The following is a 16,479-nucleotide window of genomic DNA, read 5'->3' on the forward strand; positions in this document are numbered from 1 at the left end:
CAAGTCCGATGAAACCGATCTTCCCATGGTGCGTATCCTCCCGCACACAAGGAATCAGAATACGTCTCCAAGCGGAACCATCCGATTCACACTTATTACTGGACGCTCTAGGGCTCGCGGGTTTAGATCAGTCTTGGCGGCATGCGCGCGGTGTTTCACCGCCCGCACCCACGCAAGGAAGCCGACAAGGGTGCGCTGCGCTCGCTCCGACGCTTTCTCCTGCAGGCGGGAGTCCAGACGTGAATACCATGCATAACAAGGGCTACGAAGGCATTGTTGCCGATGGCGAGGACGCGGAGATCTTCCATGGCGAGGTTGTCAATCTTCAGGACGTCATCACCTTTCAGGGCGCTTCAGTTCCCGAACTGAAGCAGGCTCTGAATCGGTCGAAGACTACCTGGCCTTCTGCAACGAGCGGGGCGAAGACCCGGAAAAGCCCTATTCGGGGCAATTCCTGGTGCGAGCCCAGCCACGGCTGCATCGCGAGCTGGTTGCAGCAGCCCGACGCGCAGGCGTCAGTCTGAACAACCTCGTGACTATCACGCTCGAGCGGACGCTGGGGGAGCATTCCAGCGCTGACACGTCACCCCCTCACGACAAATAGCCGAGCTGGGCGGCCAGAGCGACGGCGTGGGTGCGGTTGGAGGCATCGAGCTTGCGCTGGGCTGCGGTCAGATATTGCGAGATGGTGTATTCCGACAGGCTCAGGATGATGCCGATCTCCGACGAGGTTTTGCCGAGCATGGCGAGCTTCAGGCAGTCGCGCTCGCGCACCGACAAAGGATTGTTGCGCCGGTTCTCCTCGAAGCGCGCCGCCGCCAGCATGCCGAACAGGGCAAAGGCGAAGAGATGCAGCTCGCGGGTGGCGGCCGCGGAGATGGCGCAGCTCCGGCCGGCAAAGGACACCGCGCCGTTGAAGGCGGTCAGCCCGTGCACCGGGAAGAAGGCGCCGGCCAGGTAGTGCGCATCGAGCAGCATGCGGGCTGCCGGCGAAGGATCCGGTTCATCGGCGCCGTAGAGGGTGTCGATGTCCCAGACGAAGGGCATCGGGTCGGTCTTCAGCGCCCCGACCACCAGTTTCGAGCGGTGCAGCCCGAGCTGTTCGTAACCGGTGGCGAAACTTTCCGGCCAGTTGGACAGAAGGAGCCGCGTCGCCGTGCCGCCGTCGTCCGTCGAGGGCACCGACAGGACCGCGGCGTGTGAAAAGCCGAAATCGCCTGCCACCGCGTGGAGAACCCCCGTCAGGGCGACCTCGTCCCAGGGTGGCGCGAGCGTGTTCAGGCGATCGAGTGCGCCGCACATCCGAACCCGGGGCGCGCAGTTTCCGAAGTCCGGCTGTCCCCTGGTCCCGGGCAGTCGGTCGATCAGGGCCGGGACGCCATCGGGGGCGTCCGTCGAACCGTTCGAAGATGGCATGGCCGCACAGCCTCTCGCGATCTGCTCGTTCCGTTTCATGCGCCCCTCGACGCGAATCGGACACGGCCCATACTGGCCTCTCCACGGACAGGATTGAAGCCTTGACTTCGCAATCGGTCGCCTCGTCCTCGCCAGGCGAAGCGGCCTTCCCCCTTGCCAAGGGTGGCAGGATGGCGATGCGGCCCCCATCTAGCGGCGAGTTGCCGTGGCGACCGGTCCGCCGGGCCGCGGAATGCATGCGTGCCGGCGCGGCTCGCCGGCCTGGAAAGAGATATCCATGACTGATTATTCTCCCCGCGAGATCGTCTCCGAGCTCGACCGCCACATCATCGGCCAGAAGGATGCCAAGCGCGCCGTCGCCGTCGCGCTGCGCAACCGCTGGCGGCGTCAGCAGCTCGAGGGGAACCTGCGCGAAGAAGTGATGCCGAAGAACATCCTGATGATCGGGCCCACCGGCGTCGGCAAGACCGAGATCTCGCGCCGGCTGGCACGGCTCGCGGGCGCGCCGTTCATCAAGGTCGAGGCGACCAAGTTCACCGAGGTCGGCTATGTCGGCCGCGACGTCGAGCAGATTATCCGCGACCTGGTCGAGATCGGCATCGGGCTGGTGCGAGAGAAGAAGCGCGAGGAAGTGAAGACCAAGGCTCATCAGGGCGCCGAGGAACGGGTCCTGGACGCCCTCGTCGGCAAGACCGCCTCGCCCGCCACCCGCGATTCCTTCCGCAAGAAGCTGCGGGCCGGCGAACTCGACGACAAGGAAATCGACGTCGAGGTGTCCGACACGTCCAACCCGATGGGCGGCATGGACATTCCCGGCATGCCGGGCGCCAATATCGGCGTCCTCAACCTGTCCGAGATGTTCGGCAAGATGGGCCAGCGCACCAAGCAGCGCCGGACCTCGGTGCGCGAGAGCTACGAGCTCCTGATCGGCGAGGAATCCGACAAGCTGCTCGACCAGGAGCAGCTCGTGCGCGAGGCGATCTCGTCCGTCGAGAACAACGGCATCGTCTTCCTCGACGAGATCGACAAGGTGGCCAACAAGCACGGCCAGAGCGGCGCCGGCGTCTCCAGAGAAGGCGTGCAGCGCGACCTGCTGCCGCTGGTCGAGGGAACCACCGTGGCGACCAAGCACGGCTCGGTGAAGACCGATCACATCCTGTTCATCGCCTCGGGTGCCTTCCACGTCTCCAAGCCGTCGGACCTGTTGCCCGAGCTGCAGGGCCGTTTGCCGATCCGCGTCGAGCTGCGGGCGCTGACCAAGGAGGATTTCCGCCGGATCCTGACCGAGACGGAGGCCTCGCTGATCAAGCAGTACATCGCGCTGATGAAGACCGAGAATGTCGATCTGGTCATCACCGACGATGCGATCGACGCGCTGGCCGATACGGCGGTCGCGCTGAACGGCTCGATCGAGAATATCGGCGCACGCCGCCTGCAGACGGTGATGGAGCGCGTTCTCGACGACATCTCCTTCGAGGCGCCGGACAAGTCCGGCGAGAGCTACACGGTCGACGCGGCCTATGTGCACAAGGCGCTGGACGGCATTGCCGGCGATACCGACCTGTCGCGCTTCATCCTCTAGTTCCGGCAGTCATGCGGCGGCACGGTCCAGCCGGCCGGGACGGAACGGCTGGCTGCGCATCGTGCCGTCGCGCCGAACCATCAGCACCGTGTCCTGCGGGACCGCGACCCAACTGCCCGCATCGTCGCAGGGCTCCGATGCGATCACGATCCCCGGTCCCTCATTGCGCCAGTACAACGAGGGCGGCGGACCGTCGCTTGCCCAGCGATAGGCCCAGAGGGCATCGCCATCGGCATGGATCGCGGCAAAGCGCACCGGCGCCGCCTCCCCGGTCATGGCGGCCGCCGTTTCGATCTCGGCTAGGGTGGCGGCGATGGCTGCGACCGGGTCCGTCTCCAGGCCACGCCCGAGTGCGGCCAGGAAGATCGCCTCGGAATCGCTGGTGCCGCGGCGCTTCGGATAGAGCGCGTCGGGGATCAGTGCGTCGACATGGCGGCGCAGGCGCGCATAGCCGCCGATCTGGCCGTTGTGCAGGAACAGGTGCCGGCCCTCGGTGAAGGGATGGCAATTGCTCGTCGAGACCTCGCCATAGGTCGCCGAGCGGACATGGGCGACGAAGAGCGGCGAGCGGATCTGGCGGCAGAGCGACACGAGATTGGCGTCCGTCCAGGCCGGCAGGATGGCCCGGTAGACGCCGGGCTCGGCCCGTTCGCCGTACCAGCCGACACCGCAGCCATCGCCGTTCACCACCGTTTTGGCCTCGCGGGCCGCCAGGGACTGGCAGATGAGGGAAGCGCGGGGCTCGACCAGCAGCCGGTCGAGGAAGACCGGCGGACCGGCATAGGCGAGAAGGCGGCACATCGGACGGCGACACCACGCGGGAACCCGAGCACCGGGACGGCGCTCCAAACCTCAATCTCCGACCAACATGGTAAATGAAGCGTTAAACGCGTCCGGCTGGCGCAGTTCCACGTGAGTCCGGCGTGGCCGAACGTCAGCGACGCCGGCGGCGGGCCCGCAGGGCTTCCTCGGCGCGCATCGCCGCTTCCTCCAGCTGGGCGCGCAGGCGCTTCAGATCCTCCGCCGGCAGGATCGCGATGGTCTCGGCCAGGCGGTTGGCGAGCGCCGTCGCGTCCGGGCCGAGGCCGGCAGTCTCGACCGTCACCTTGGGATGGGAGAGCTCGGCCAGCCGCTCCAGTTCCTCCGCATCGTCCCAGATGACATTCAGATAGCCGATGATTCGCTGCAGGAGGTCCCAGGTTGGGCGCCCGCGGCGGCCATGTTCCAGCGCCGACAGATAGGCGCTGGAGACGCCCAGCGCCGCCGCCATCTGGCTCTGGGTGACGCCGCGTTCCTTGCGGAAGGCGCGGACCTTCTCGCCGAAGGGGGTCATCCGAACCGCCTGACGCGCACATACAGCGCGCCGTCGCCGCCATGATGGCGTTCGGCGCTGTCGAAGCCGGAGACGAGCGGGCGAAACTCCGGGCCCCCGAACCACAGGGGCACGACGCGTCGCAGGACGCCGCGCGAGCCGAAATGGCCGCCCGAGCCGCCCCGCCCCGTGATCACCAGCACATGGCGCAGCCCCATGACCTGCGCCTGCCGCAGGAAGGCCACCAGCGCGTCGTGGGCGACCCCCTGGGTCATCTCGTGCAGGTCGATGCGGGCCTCGATGGGAAGCCGGCCGTTGGAGATCTTGCGGCGGGTCGGCCGTTCGATCGGATGCTGGGACAGGCGCGGCTGCTGCGCAGGCTGCTGGAGCGGCACCGGAAGCGACGGCGCCGACGCGCCCGAGCCCTTGCGCCCGGTCGGCGAGGTGGGACCTGGTTTTACCTGAGGCGCATCCTCGGGCGGCATGACCGGGTGCCTCTTGCCCTTCAGGGGCACGGCCGAGCGGGCCACGCTCGCCCACAGGCGGGCATCCTCGACGCTGAGCGTGCCGCGGCGGCGTTTCATCGGAGAAGGCGTGCCGCCAGCTTAGGCGGCACGAGGACGGTGAAGTCGGCCGGATGGCGGATCCGCCCGGCGACGGAACCGGCCGCCTCACCCGAGCCGACGAAGATGTCGGCACGCGCCGGACCGAGAATGGCCGAGCCGGTATCCTGGGCGATTACCAGACGGCGAAACGGCGCGCCGTCGATCACGAGGTCCGGCGCTTCGATGAAATAGGGCACGCCGAAGGTCGCGATTTCGCGGTCCACCGCGATCGATGCCAGGGGTGTCAGCGGCACCGTCCCGGCACCGACCGGGCCGAGACCGGGGTCTTCGACCGGCGTCTCGCGGAAGAAGATGAAGGAGCGGTTGCGGTCGAACAGGGCCCGCATGCGCTCCGGATGCGCCGCGAGCCAGCCGCGGATACCGTCCATGTCGGCTTCGGCCAGGGTCAGCTCGCCCTCGTCCACCAGGATCCGGCCGATGGCCGTGAAGCGATGCCCGGTCTTGGCCGCATAGCCGACGCGCATCTGCCGCCCGTCCTCATAGGCGAGGCGGGCCGAGCCCTGGATGTGGATGAAGAAGGCGTCCACGGGATCGGCCAGCCAGGCGATCTCGAGCCCCATGCCCTCCAGCGCACCGGCCTCGATGGCGGCACGATCGGCATATTCTTCCAGAAGGCCGCAGGACTTGCGGCGCGCAAAGCGGAAATAGGGGTCGACGCCGGGCGGACGCGACACGTCGTCGATCTTCACCAGATCTGGCGGCGGCGCATAGAGGGGATAGCGGTAGCGCTCGGTGCGCACGGGAGAGCCCGCGACCACCGGCTCGTAGTAGCCCGTCACAAAGCCCGGGAGCGGGGCATTCTGGCTGTCGGGAACAATGCGAAGAGGAACGAAATGGCGCTCGAAGCAGGCCTTCGCCTCTGCCTCACGAGGCTCTCCCGATAGAGCCTGCGCTGCGCGCGCGGCGTCATCATAGGTGCTGGCATCGACGCCGAGCGTGCCGGTCGCGAAGATGCCCGCAGCGAGCCGTTCGGCGCTGGCGCGAAAGGCAGAAAACGCCAGCGCATGATCGGCGCCGTCCCAGCCTTCCAGATCGGACCATTGCCGGCGAACGAATGCCGTCATCGTCGCCGCTCCGGCTCACGCGTCTTCGGATTCGGTCCCGGCCAGCTTCCAGTTCGGATCGCGCGAGCGGGTGTCGCGGGCGAAGGTCCACACGTCCTTGACCTCGACGACCGTCTCCGGATCGCCGTCGACCACCGTGTCGTCCGGCTTGACCACGGCGGAGATGATCTGCGCGACGATGCGCAGGGTGACCATCGCTTCACGGTCCTTCTGCTCGGCGGACACGATGGTTGCGTCCTCGATGCCGACGAAGGAGAACTGCATCCGCTCGTCGCGCTGCTCGCGCTCGCTGATCGCCTGCTCGAAGCCCTGATAGACGTCGGGGGACAAGAGGTTCTTCAGGAGCTTGCGGTCGCCGTCGGCAAAGCCGGTCACGATCATTTCATAAGCGATCTTGGCGCCGTCGAGGAATTCCTTCGGATCGAAGGACGGATCGGCGTCGCGGATCCTGCGGAGTTCGGCATTCACCGGGGTTCCCGGCTTGGCCACCTTGTCGATAGTCTCGTAGGGGGTCGCCACCGCAGCCTCGCCCTCGATCTCGGTACCGCGGCGATTGGGCAGCGTCACGACGTTGTCGTTGCGCGCCGCGTCGTCACGCGGGTTGTCCCGGCGGGAATAGGGATCGAAGGGCGGACGCTCGTTGCCCGTGCGCTTGCCCAGAACGCTGCGCAGCTGAAACAGGACGATCGCAGCAACAATGATAAAGAAGATCGTCCCGAAACTCATTGCGCGTTGTCACCCTGCCAGTCGATTACGTCATCCGCCGTCATATAGAGACGAGTGGCAGCGCATTCAAATCTGTTTGCGCAGTTCCTATGTTCCGAATGCGGCGGCCAAACCGCACATGTGCCGGAAACCCCGCAAAGGCGAGGGCCCGCCGGCGGCCGGCCGCACAAGGAGATTACGAAACATGCCCTTCGCCCTGATACCCTTTCTGCTGCTCGTCATCCCGATCCTGGAAATCGCGGTGTTCATCCTGGTCGGCAATGCGATCGGCCTGTGGCCGACGCTCGGCCTGGTGGTCCTGACCGCGGTGATCGGCTCGGTCCTCCTGAAGCAGCAGGGTATCTCGACCCTGGCGCGCATCCAGGCGGAAATCGGCGCCGGCCGCGTGCCGGGGCGTGATCTCGTCAGCGGCGTGATGATCGCCATGGCCGGCGTCCTGTTGCTGACCCCTGGCCTCGTCACCGACGCGCTCGGCTTCCTGCTGTTCGTTCCCGGCGTGCGCTCGCGCATCTTCGACTTCCTGAAGTCGCGCGTGGTCGTGGTCGGCCAGAGCGGCGGCTTCGGCGCCGGCATGGGCGGCCAGCCGCGGCGCGGGCCGCCCTACTCGGCCGGTCCCGACGTGGTCGATCTGTCGGGCGAGGAATTCCGCCGTGAACCCGATCCGGCATCGCCCTGGCACGAACCGAAGGATGGCGACGACCAGACCAATGGACGACGCCTGCACTGAAGGGCCCGCCACCGGCTTGTTGCGGGTCTTCATCAGCCGGGTTCGTCTTGTTCTGATGCCGCGTGCGTGATAGCGCTCGCCCCCGTATTTCCTGCCGTGGGGGCTGTCGGCCCTCCGGCTCCTCGCCCGGCACGAGCGCGCGACCCTGCGCCAGCCCTGCCGGTCATTACCGATACGGGAGCAGACCATGTCCGAGACCAACGACGCCAATGCGACGAATGGCGGCAACGGCGCCACCGATGCCAATGCGACGCCGCCGCGCATCAACATCCTGACCCAGTATATTCGCGACCTCTCCTTCGAGAGCCCGAATGCGCCGGGCGTGCTGCGCGGCCAGACCAAGGCCCCGAACATCAATATCGGCGTCAATGTCGGTGCCAATCCGGTGCAGGGCTCGGACGGCGACTACGACGTGCGGCTGACCCTGAACGCCAAGGCCGGCGAAGGCGAAGACATGATGTTCGCCGTCGAGCTGGAATATGGCGGCGTCTTCAAGCTGCAGAACTTCCCGCAGGAGCATCTCCTGCCGGTGCTGTTCATCGAATGCCCGCGGCTGCTGTTCCCGTTTGCGCGCCAGGTGATGGCCGACGTCACCCGCAATGGCGGTTTCCCGCCGCTGATGATCGACCCGATCGACTTCGCCCAGCTCTTCCAGCAGCGCATGGCCGAAGAGCGCGCGCGCCAGCAGGTCCAGCCCAGCTAATTCCGAGTTCCGACACGAAAAACGCCGGCAGACGCGATGCGCTGCCGGCGTTTCTCATGGGTCAGGTGAAGAGCGGCGATGGCGCTCAGGCGGTGACCGCGGCTTCCACCTCCGGACGCTCCAGATAGCGCCACCAGATCGCCTCTTCGCCCAGCGTGGCGACGAAGGCGCGGTGGCGGGCAATCTCCGCATCGGACAGGCGCGGCGCCAGCGGAATCGGGCGCGGCGCGATCCGCCACACATTGCCGTCGGCATCCTCGTGGGCATCTTCCTCGACCGCCAGGCCCAGGGCCGCCTGCCGACCACCGATCAGCTCGATATAGACTTCCGCCAGGAGCTCGGAATCGAGCAGGGCCCCATGCTTGTCGCGGCGCGACGTGTCGACCGAGAAGCGCGAGCAGAGCGCGTCCAGCGTCGCCGGTGCCATCGGGAACTTGCGGCGCGCCATGGGCAAGGTGTCGATCACCACCGACGGGTCGATCGGCGGCTGGTCGATGCGCTTCAGTTCGGCATTGAGGAAGCGCACGTCGAAGGCGGCATTGTGGGCGATCAGCTTCGCCCCGGAGAAGAACTCCAGGAATTCCTCGGCGATCTCCGAAAACAGCGGCTTGTCGGCCAGGAACTCGTCGGAGAGGCCATGGACGTCGAAGGCGGCCGGATCGACCTTGCGGCCGGCCGGCCGGACGAAGGCATGGTAGCTCTTGCCGGTCGGAATGTGGTTCCACAATTCCACCCCGCCGATCTCGATGACCCGCTCGACATCCGGATCCAGGCCGGTGGTCTCGGTATCGAAGACGATTTCGCGCATGGTGGCTCCCGCTGACGGCCCCTTGTCCTAGAGCTGGCGGACAGAGGCAAGCGCGCGATGAAACATCGTGACAGTATCCACGAGCTTCCGTCAATGTTCTTGTTAAGTTCTTACCAATCACGCCTCGCGCGGTGAAGATCGTCGACACCGTCGCGCGTTTCAGGTCGCTGCGGCGGCGTCAGTCCGCGGCGCAGCGCCGGATGATCGCCAGGACCGCCAGGCGCGCGGCTTCCATGCCGTTGCCGGTGTCGACGAGGAAGTCGGCACGCGCACGCTTGTCGGCGTCCGGCATCTGCCGGGCCAGCAGTGCGGTGAACTTGGCTTCGGTCATGTCCGGCCGGGCAAGCACGCGCTCGCGCTGGATCTCGGGACTGGCGGTCACCACGACCGTTTTGTCGCAGCGTTTGTCGGCACCGGTCTCGAAGAGCAGCGGGATGTCGAGCACGGCCAGGGCTGCGCCGGAGTGTCGCGCGGCGCCGAGGAACGCCCGCTCCTCCTCCCCCACCAGCGGATGGACGATCGCCTCGAGCCGCTGCATGGCGGCCGGGTCGTTCACCACGCGGGCCGACAGCGCCTGGCGATCGACGATGCCGTCCTTGACGGTTCCGGGAAAGGCCGCCTCGATCGGCGGTGCGGCGCGGCCTGCATAGAGGCGGTGAACCGTGGCGTCCGCGTCATGGACCGGCACACCCTCGTCCGCGAACATCGCCGCGGTGGTCGACTTGCCCATGCCGATCGATCCGGTCAGGCCTAGAACGATCATCCGACGCGCAGCCGGCGGCGGGACGGGCTGACCGGCCCCCACGCCCGATGTGTATGAATCACGAAATCTCTGCTCATACGCCGCTGTCGATATCGGCGACGATCCTGGCACGCAAGGTCTCTGATACCTGCGGCCGCTGGCCAAACCAGCGCTCGAAGCCCGGCACGGCCTGATACAGCAGCATGCCGAGACCGTCGCAATGGCGCAACCCCCGCTCCTCGGCCGCAGCCAGAATGGGAGTCATGACCGGGACATAAACGATGTCGGTGACGAGAGCATTGTCGGGCAGAGCCGACAGGTCCGGCAGCCGCGGCTCGAACCAGCCGGGCGTCTCGTTGTCGGGATCGGGCGCGGGGATCGGCACCGTGTTGACCAGGAGGTCGGCAGCGGCGAGCTGTTCCTCCCGTTCGGATTCGGCGTGGGCGGAGACGCGCGGTCCGAAGCGGGTCACCATTTCCTCGGCGCGCTCGACCGTGCGGTTGACGATGCGCACCTGCTTCACGCCGCGCTTCAGGAGCGCGAAGATCACCGCGCGGGCAGCACCGCCGGCGCCCAGCACGGTCGCGGTCTCGACATCGGCCCAGCCCGGCAGGCGTTCGTCGAGATTGGCCGCGAACCCATACGCATCGGTGTTGCCGCCGACCATGCGGCCGGATTTCTCGAACCAGATCGTGTTGACCGCGCCGATCGCCTCGGCTGCCGCGTCGCGGCGCGACACCGCCTTCAGCGCCGCCAGCTTGTGCGGAATGGTGACGTTACCGCCGACATAACCCTTTTTGCGTAGGGTCTTGAGGAAATCGTCGATCTCCTCGGGCGGGACGCCCACCCGGTCATAGGTGCCGGCCAGGCCGAATTCCGTCAGCCAGGTGCGGTGGATCATCGGCGAGCGAGAATGCCAGACAGGCCAGCCGGTGACGAAGGCACGCGGGCCCTCCGCCGCGGCCGACGCGATGTTCGGGTCGAAGATCGATCCCTCGCCGCGCGGCCGTTCCGCACCACTCACATAGGGTTTCGGCGTCCAGTCCACATCAGCCATCGATCTCGCCGCGCTCCCTCAGTTCCTCCAGCAGCGGCAGCAGCGGCAGGCCGATGATGGTGAAATAATCTCCCTCGATCCGCTTCATCAGCTGGATGCCTTCCTTCTCGATCTGGTAGGCGCCGACGCTGGTCGTCGCCTTCATGCCGGCATGGGCGAGGTAGCGGCCGATGAAGCCCGGATCGAGCTCGCGCAGGGTGATGGTCGCGGTGGCGACATGGCGCCAGGTCACCGCCCCATCCTCCACCAGCACCACGGCGCTGTTGAGATGGTGGGTGCGGCCGGAGAGCTTCAGCAGCGTGCGCCGCGCCTCTTCCATGTTGGCCGGCTTGTGCAGCACCTCGTCGCCCAGCGACAGGGTCTGGTCGGCGCCGATGACGATCTCGCCGGGATGGCGTGCGGACACGTCCGTCGCCTTGGCTTCGGCGAGGATCGCCGCCACATCCTCCGGGCCGACGCCGGACTCCAGCAGCGGCGCCTCGATGGTGCGCTCGTCGAGGTCGCTGGCTTCGGCGGTGAAGTCGATGCCGGCGTTCTTCAGAAGCTCGCGGCGGTGGACGCTGCTCGAGGCGAGCACGATGCCCTTGGACATGCAAATCCCATTGTACCGGTTTCGACACCTGTCGCCTGACTGATAGCGGTTGGGCGGCGGAATTGCCATTGCCCGCGGCCGGACTCGATTCTTCCGCGGCGCACAAGGGCAGCGGCCGATTCGCGCCCGGGATTCTTCGGAGCCTGTGGGTTACCCGGGAGTAAACGGGTGACGCCGCGAGCGGGCCGTGAAGGCAATGGCAAACCCCTGTCTTGTCCACAATCGCCGGCACGATCCGCTTGGGCAGGGAGCTTGCGTAAGACCGGGGACAAGAGCGATTCGTCCCGTTTCATCCCCCGGTCATCCCCAGGCGGCGCCGCGGTGCTGTCCGGCGCAAGCGACTGGCGAGGCAGAGGGAATCTGGCACGGTCCCCGTGATTGTCCCAGACAGGCGCGATGCGGCATTCCGGCTTGTGGACGATCCTGATATGGGATCCATCTAGGCGGAGGGTTGTGAATTCCTGCAATCCACCGAGTCATAGAATCAAAAGACTCATCTGAAAGAAATCTTTCTTTTTAAATGGGAGCCGGAATCTGATGAAGACGCGCAAGCTTGTCCGTGTGCTGGAAGGCGAACGCATCTTCCCCCCTCCGGTCTGGCTGATGCGGCAGGCAGGCCGCTATCTCCCCGAATACCGGGCGACCCGTGAGAAGGCGGGGGGCTTCCTCGACCTCTGCTACAATTCCGATCTGGCGACGGAAGTGACGCTGCAACCGATCCGTCGCTTCGGATTCGACGCGGCGATCCTGTTTTCCGACATTCTCGTCATTCCTGACGCGCTCGATCGCGGCTTGCATTTCGTGCAGGGAGAGGGGCCGAAGCTCACGCCCATCCGTCCCGACGAGATCGCCGCCCTCGATCCGAGCCGTGCGGACACGCATCTGGCGCCGGTGATCGCGACGGTGGCACGGCTGCGCAAGGAACTGCCCGAGGAGACCGCGCTGATCGGCTTCTGCGGGGCGCCCTGGACGGTGGCGACCTACATGATCGCCGGTCACGGCACGCCCGACCAGGCGCCGGCCCGGCTCTTCGGCTATCGCCATCCGGCCGAGATGGAGCAGCTACTGTATCTCCTCGCCGAGATGGGGGCCGATTATCTGATCCGGCAGCTGCAGGCCGGTGCCGACTGCGTCCAGATCTTCGATTCCTGGGCCGGCGTTCTCGACGAGGCGTGCTTCGAGGCCTATGCGGTCAAGCCGCTGGCCCGGATGGTGGACAAGGTCCGCGCCGCCGTGCCGGGTGCCAAGATCATCGGTTTTGCCAAGGGCGCGGGCTCGCTGCTCAACGGCTATCGGCAGAAGACCGGTGTCGACGCCGTCGGCCTCGACTGGTCGGTGCCGATGGCGCAGGCGCAGGCGCTCCAGAAGGAGGGTGCCATCCAGGGCAATCTCGATCCGCTGCGGCTGATCGCCGGTGGCAAGGCACTGGACGAAGGCGTCGACCGGATCCTGGAAGGGCTCGGCGACGGCCCGCTGATCTTCAACCTGGGGCACGGAATCACGCCGGACGCGCCGATCGCCCATGTCGAGGCGTTGCTGAAGCGGATCCGGGGGTAGAGTCCCGGCCGTCAGGCCGGACGCGTAGCGGACGCTCTGACGACTCGAAGGCACGCCGGGGACTTGCCCGCGCAGGCTTGGAAGCCGGCAGGCTTCGGGCTATGTCGCGAGGCAAGCCGTACAGGGGCAGCCCGCCTCCGGAACGCAGTGATATCTGCGTGCCGCATCTGCTTCGAAGGATCGTTTCATGAAGAACGCCATCATCGCGCTCGCCATCACGGTTGCGGTCATCGCCGCAACCTTCTGGCTGGTGCCGCCTGAAGCCATTCTCTGGATGAAGTCCCTGCACATCCTGGCGGTGATCGCATGGATGGCCGGCATGCTCTATCTGCCGCGGCTGTTCGTCTATCACGCAGGAACCGAGATCGGCACGGCGCAGTCGGAGACCTTCAAGGTCATGGAGCGCCGACTTCTGAAGGCGATCGTCAATCCGGCTATGATGGTCACCTGGGTCGCGGGCATCTGGCTGGCGGTCGAGGGCGGCTGGTTCGAGGGCGGCAATGGCTGGCTGCACGCCAAGATCGCCCTCGTGGTGCTGATGTCGGGCGCCCATGGCTATTTCTCGGCGAGCGTGCGGCGCTTCGCCAACGACGCCAACACCAAATCGACCAGGCACTGGCGGATCATGAACGAGGTGCCGACGGCCCTGATGATCGTCATCGTCGTTCTCGTGGTGGTGAAGCCCTTCTGATATCGGCATGATCCGAGATCACGCGTTGGAGCGCTGCCCGCGGGACGAAAACTCACCTGGCAGGCTGGAAAGAGCGCCCGTCATCCGGCAAAGCCGGCCATGTCCTTGGGGGGATCGATGACTGAAACCAGCCCACAAATGGCGACGAGCCTCGTGGTGATGGGCCCGGCAGGTGTCGGCAAGACGACGACCGCGGCGAGCCTGGCCGGCATGCTGGGCTGGCCCTATGCCGAAGCTGACGAGTTTCATCCCGCCGCGAACATCACCAAGATGGAATCCGGAACGCCGCTCGACGATAAGGATCGCGCGCCCTGGCTTGCGGCCATCCGCGACTGGATCAGCGACGAGGCGGCCGCCGGGCGTTCGACCGTCGTCACCTGCTCGGCGCTGAAGCGTAGCTATCGTGACCTGCTGCGCGGGGCACAGGCGCGCGTTCGCTTCGTCTGCCTGACCGCCACGCCGGATCTCGTCGGACGGCGCATGGCCACCCGCCAGGGCCATTTCATGCCGGTGTCGCTGCTGAAGTCGCAATTCGACACTTTCCAGCCCCTGGAGGCCGACGAGGACGGGATCGTCGTGTCGGTCGACCTGCCGCCGGACGAGGTGGTGGCGACCGCTCTGCGGGCCCTGCGGCTGTCGCCGGTGCCAAGGGCCGGCTGAGGCCACCCGGCTGTTGTCTGGATATGGGATATAGCCATTCAGGCCTGCCGGCCTCCCGTCGGCTTGTGGTGCCGTCCATTGCGACCGTCCGCGGGAAAGCCTTGCGCTGTCGGGATGGTCGGTTTATGAGTAGCGTCTACATCCCGCCTCAGGGCGATGCGCGACGTTTCCGCCGTGTCGATCCCCCGCCGCAGACCCGTTTGCGTTTCCGGCCCAGCGTTTTCCCATACCCGTCTTCATTGTCTGGAATTGCGTTCCGGACGAACCCCGTAAAGAGCCTATCCCGAATGAAACTTCAGGACCTGAAGAACAAGAGTGCGCCGGAACTGATCGCGTTCGCCGAAGAAAACGGCGTCGAGAACGCATCCGTCCTGCGCAAGCAGGAATTGCTGTTCGCGATCCTCAAGCAGCTCGCGGCCCAGGAAGTCGAGATCATCGGCGAAGGGGTCGTGGAGATCCTGCAGGACGGCTTCGCTTTTCTGCGCTCCCCCGAGGCGAACTATCTACCCGGCCCCGACGACATCTATGTCTCGCCGTCGCAGATAAGGAAGTTTCAGCTCAAGACCGGCGATACTGTCGAAGGACCGATCCGCAGCCCGAAGGAAGGCGAACGTTACTTCGCTCTTCTGAAGGTCAACACGATCAACTTCGACAATCCGGAGAAGATCCGGTACAAGAGCCATTTCGACAATCTGACGCCGCTCTATCCGGACGAGCGGTTCAAGATGGAACTCGACGAGCCCACCGGCAAGAAGGACATGTCGGCCCGGGTGATCGATCTCGTCGCGCCGCTCGGCAAGGGCCAGCGCGGGCTGATCGTGGCGCCGCCGCGGACCGGCAAGACGGTGCTGCTGCAGAACATCGCCCATTCGATCACGGCCAACCATCCCGAGTGCTACCTGATCGTCCTCCTGATCGACGAGCGTCCCGAGGAAGTCACGGACATGCAGCGCTCGGTGCGCGGCGAGGTCGTCTCCTCGACCTTCGACGAGCCGGCTCAGCGCCATGTGGCCGTCGCCGAGATGGTGATCGAGAAGGCCAAGCGCCTGGTCGAGCATGGTCGCGACGTTGTCATCCTCCTGGATTCCATCACCCGCCTCGGCCGCGCCTACAACACGGTCGTTCCCTCGTCCGGCAAGGTGCTGACCGGCGGTGTCGACGCCAATGCCCTGCAGCGTCCGAAGCGCTTCTTCGGCGCAGCCCGCAATATCGAGGAAGGCGGCTCGCTGACGATCATCGCGACCGCACTGATCGATACGGGCAGCCGTATGGACGAGGTCATCTTCGAGGAGTTCAAGGGCACCGGTAACTCCGAAATCGTGCTCGACCGGAAGGTTGCCGACAAGCGGATCTACCCGGCCATGGACATCCTCAAGTCCGGCACGCGCAAGGAGGACCTGCTGGTGCCGAAGGGCGATCTGCAGAAGATCTTCGTCCTGCGCCGCATCCTGTCGCCCATGGGCACGACCGACGCGATCGAATTCCTCAACGACAAGCTCAAGCAGACCAAGACGAATGCCGATTTCTTCGATCAGATGAATACCTGATCGGACCGGCAGTCGGGCATGATTCACGTGAAACGGCGGCCCATGGGTCGCCGTTTTCGCATGGGGCAGACACCATGCCGATAGGACAGTTCATGACCCCGGCGCAGCTTGATCTCACGGGACGCGCAACCGACAACACGCCAGCACGGAGGGAAAGCGGAATGAGTGACAAACCGGCAGCCGTGGCGCGGGTCGAAGCGGCCGCGATCGACCACGGGCTGAAGATCGCCATCGTCGAGACCGAAACCTCTGCCCGCTCCGCGGAGGAGGCGGCGAAGGCGGTTGGCGCAAGCGTCGGCCAGATCGTCAAGTCGCTTGTGTTTCGCGGGCAGGACAGTGGCAAGGCCTACATGCTGCTGGTGTCCGGCGCGAACCGCGTCGACGAGGCGCGGGCCGCAGACACGATCGGCGAGCCGCTGGAGCGACCGGATGCCGATTTCGTGCGCGAGGCGACGGGCTTTGCCATCGGCGGCGTGTCGCCACTCGGCGCGACGGCAGCGCTGCCCATCTACATGGACGAGGATCTGTTCCAGCATGCCACCGTCTGGGCCGCTGCCGGAACGCCCAGACATGTCTTCGAGGTCGTACCGCTGCAATTGCGCAGCGCCACCGGGGCCTTGATCTGCCAGGTCACCTGACCGGCGGCCTGCTTCCTCGGTTGCGGCAACG

Annotated in this window: 20 protein-coding genes; 10 read left to right on the plus strand and 10 right to left on the minus strand. The window is 66.2% G+C overall.

The genetic code is table 11. From position 1 onward, the window contains the following. Window positions 1–239 precede the first annotated feature (239 nt). The gene (locus VQ042_RS12235) at window positions 240–524 is read left to right on the plus strand and encodes a hypothetical protein (RefSeq protein ID WP_331819598.1); all 285 of its coding nucleotides are present in this window, start codon (window positions 240–242) and stop codon (window positions 522–524) included. Continuing rightward, a complete protein-coding gene (locus VQ042_RS12240; protein ID WP_331819724.1) occupies window positions 455–604 on the plus strand; it encodes a toxin-antitoxin system HicB family antitoxin in 150 nt (49 codons plus the stop codon). Before VQ042_RS12235 ends, VQ042_RS12240 begins: the two co-directional genes overlap by 70 nt. On the opposite strand, the gene VQ042_RS12245 is transcribed toward VQ042_RS12240, so the two are convergent. Further along, window positions 592–1,416 (minus strand): helix-turn-helix transcriptional regulator, encoded by an 825-nt coding sequence (locus VQ042_RS12245; protein WP_331819600.1) that lies wholly within the window; start codon window positions 1,414–1,416, stop codon window positions 592–594. The two genes, VQ042_RS12240 and VQ042_RS12245, sit on opposite strands and share 13 nt — an antisense overlap. Before the next feature lie 277 nt (window positions 1,417–1,693). Here VQ042_RS12245 and hslU point away from each other — a divergent pair, with 277 nt between their 5' ends. Further along, complete coding sequence (gene hslU, locus VQ042_RS12250) at window positions 1,694–2,998, plus strand: ATP-dependent protease ATPase subunit HslU (RefSeq protein ID WP_331819602.1); 1,305 nt, start codon at window positions 1,694–1,696, stop codon at window positions 2,996–2,998. 9 nt (window positions 2,999–3,007) lie between these two features. Here the strand turns inward: hslU and VQ042_RS12255 are convergent, their stop codons facing one another. The 5 genes from VQ042_RS12255 to VQ042_RS12275 all read right to left on the minus strand — a co-directional run bounded on the left by VQ042_RS12255 (window position 3,008) and on the right by VQ042_RS12275 (window position 6,726). Continuing rightward, on the minus strand, window positions 3,008–3,799 hold the full coding sequence (locus VQ042_RS12255) for a class II glutamine amidotransferase (RefSeq protein ID WP_331819604.1): 792 nt from the start codon (window positions 3,797–3,799) through the stop codon (window positions 3,008–3,010). A 133-nt stretch (window positions 3,800–3,932) separates the two neighbouring features. After that, window positions 3,933–4,331, minus strand: coding sequence for a helix-turn-helix domain-containing protein (locus VQ042_RS12260; RefSeq protein WP_331819606.1), 399 nt, complete (start codon window positions 4,329–4,331; stop codon window positions 3,933–3,935). Beyond that, the gene (locus tag VQ042_RS12265) at window positions 4,328–4,894 is read right to left on the minus strand and encodes a Smr/MutS family protein (protein ID WP_331819608.1); all 567 of its coding nucleotides are present in this window, start codon (window positions 4,892–4,894) and stop codon (window positions 4,328–4,330) included. Before VQ042_RS12265 ends, VQ042_RS12260 begins: the two co-directional genes overlap by 4 nt. After that, complete coding sequence (gene mltA, locus VQ042_RS12270) at window positions 4,891–6,000, minus strand: murein transglycosylase A (protein ID WP_331819610.1); 1,110 nt, start codon at window positions 5,998–6,000, stop codon at window positions 4,891–4,893. Before mltA ends, VQ042_RS12265 begins: the two co-directional genes overlap by 4 nt. Before the next feature lie 15 nt (window positions 6,001–6,015). After that, a complete protein-coding gene (locus tag VQ042_RS12275) occupies window positions 6,016–6,726 on the minus strand; it encodes a Tim44/TimA family putative adaptor protein (RefSeq protein ID WP_331819612.1) in 711 nt (236 codons plus the stop codon). Window positions 6,727–6,910: 184 nt separating this feature from the next. Here VQ042_RS12275 and VQ042_RS12280 point away from each other — a divergent pair, with 184 nt between their 5' ends. Both VQ042_RS12280 and secB read left to right on the plus strand, forming a co-directional pair. Continuing rightward, entirely contained in the window at window positions 6,911–7,453 is a 543-nt protein-coding gene (locus VQ042_RS12280) for an FxsA family protein (protein ID WP_331819614.1), read from the plus strand. A 187-nt stretch (window positions 7,454–7,640) separates the two neighbouring features. Continuing rightward, window positions 7,641–8,156 carry a protein-export chaperone SecB gene (gene secB, locus VQ042_RS12285; RefSeq protein WP_331819616.1) on the plus strand — a complete coding sequence of 172 codons (516 nt, stop codon included), beginning with the start codon at window positions 7,641–7,643 and terminating at the stop codon, window positions 8,154–8,156. An 85-nt stretch (window positions 8,157–8,241) separates the two neighbouring features. On the opposite strand, the gene dnaQ is transcribed toward secB, so the two are convergent. The 4 genes from dnaQ to VQ042_RS12305 all read right to left on the minus strand — a co-directional run bounded on the left by dnaQ (window position 8,242) and on the right by VQ042_RS12305 (window position 11,355). Beyond that, the gene (gene dnaQ, locus VQ042_RS12290) at window positions 8,242–8,964 is read right to left on the minus strand and encodes a DNA polymerase III subunit epsilon (protein WP_331819618.1); all 723 of its coding nucleotides are present in this window, start codon (window positions 8,962–8,964) and stop codon (window positions 8,242–8,244) included. Window positions 8,965–9,142: 178 nt separating this feature from the next. Next, a complete protein-coding gene (gene coaE, locus VQ042_RS12295) occupies window positions 9,143–9,727 on the minus strand; it encodes a dephospho-CoA kinase (RefSeq protein ID WP_331819620.1) in 585 nt (194 codons plus the stop codon). A 73-nt stretch (window positions 9,728–9,800) separates the two neighbouring features. Beyond that, window positions 9,801–10,763 carry a shikimate dehydrogenase gene (locus VQ042_RS12300; protein ID WP_331819622.1) on the minus strand — a complete coding sequence of 321 codons (963 nt, stop codon included), beginning with the start codon at window positions 10,761–10,763 and terminating at the stop codon, window positions 9,801–9,803. Continuing rightward, on the minus strand, window positions 10,756–11,355 hold the full coding sequence (locus tag VQ042_RS12305; protein ID WP_331819624.1) for a Maf-like protein: 600 nt from the start codon (window positions 11,353–11,355) through the stop codon (window positions 10,756–10,758). Before VQ042_RS12305 ends, VQ042_RS12300 begins: the two co-directional genes overlap by 8 nt. A gap of 537 nt (window positions 11,356–11,892) precedes the next feature. Between VQ042_RS12305 and hemE the strand changes: the two genes are divergently transcribed. The 5 genes from hemE (at window position 11,893) to VQ042_RS12330 (ending at window position 16,448) form a co-directional block, all read left to right on the plus strand. Next, on the plus strand, window positions 11,893–12,912 hold the full coding sequence (hemE, locus tag VQ042_RS12310; protein WP_331819626.1) for a uroporphyrinogen decarboxylase: 1,020 nt from the start codon (window positions 11,893–11,895) through the stop codon (window positions 12,910–12,912). Between the two features lie 187 nt (window positions 12,913–13,099). After that, on the plus strand, window positions 13,100–13,603 hold the full coding sequence (gene hemJ, locus VQ042_RS12315) for a protoporphyrinogen oxidase HemJ (RefSeq protein WP_331819628.1): 504 nt from the start codon (window positions 13,100–13,102) through the stop codon (window positions 13,601–13,603). Between the two features lie 117 nt (window positions 13,604–13,720). Next, window positions 13,721–14,263 carry a gluconokinase gene (locus tag VQ042_RS12320; protein WP_331819630.1) on the plus strand — a complete coding sequence of 181 codons (543 nt, stop codon included), beginning with the start codon at window positions 13,721–13,723 and terminating at the stop codon, window positions 14,261–14,263. A gap of 287 nt (window positions 14,264–14,550) precedes the next feature. After that, entirely contained in the window at window positions 14,551–15,810 is a 1,260-nt protein-coding gene (rho, locus tag VQ042_RS12325; protein ID WP_331819632.1) for a transcription termination factor Rho, read from the plus strand. 161 nt (window positions 15,811–15,971) lie between these two features. Beyond that, window positions 15,972–16,448, plus strand: coding sequence for a YbaK/EbsC family protein (locus VQ042_RS12330; protein WP_331819633.1), 477 nt, complete (start codon window positions 15,972–15,974; stop codon window positions 16,446–16,448). Window positions 16,449–16,479 lie beyond the last annotated feature (31 nt).

The sequence above is a fragment of the Aurantimonas sp. A2-1-M11 genome, assembly GCF_036549475.1.
Taxonomy (GTDB): Bacteria; Pseudomonadota; Alphaproteobacteria; order Rhizobiales; family Rhizobiaceae; genus Aurantimonas.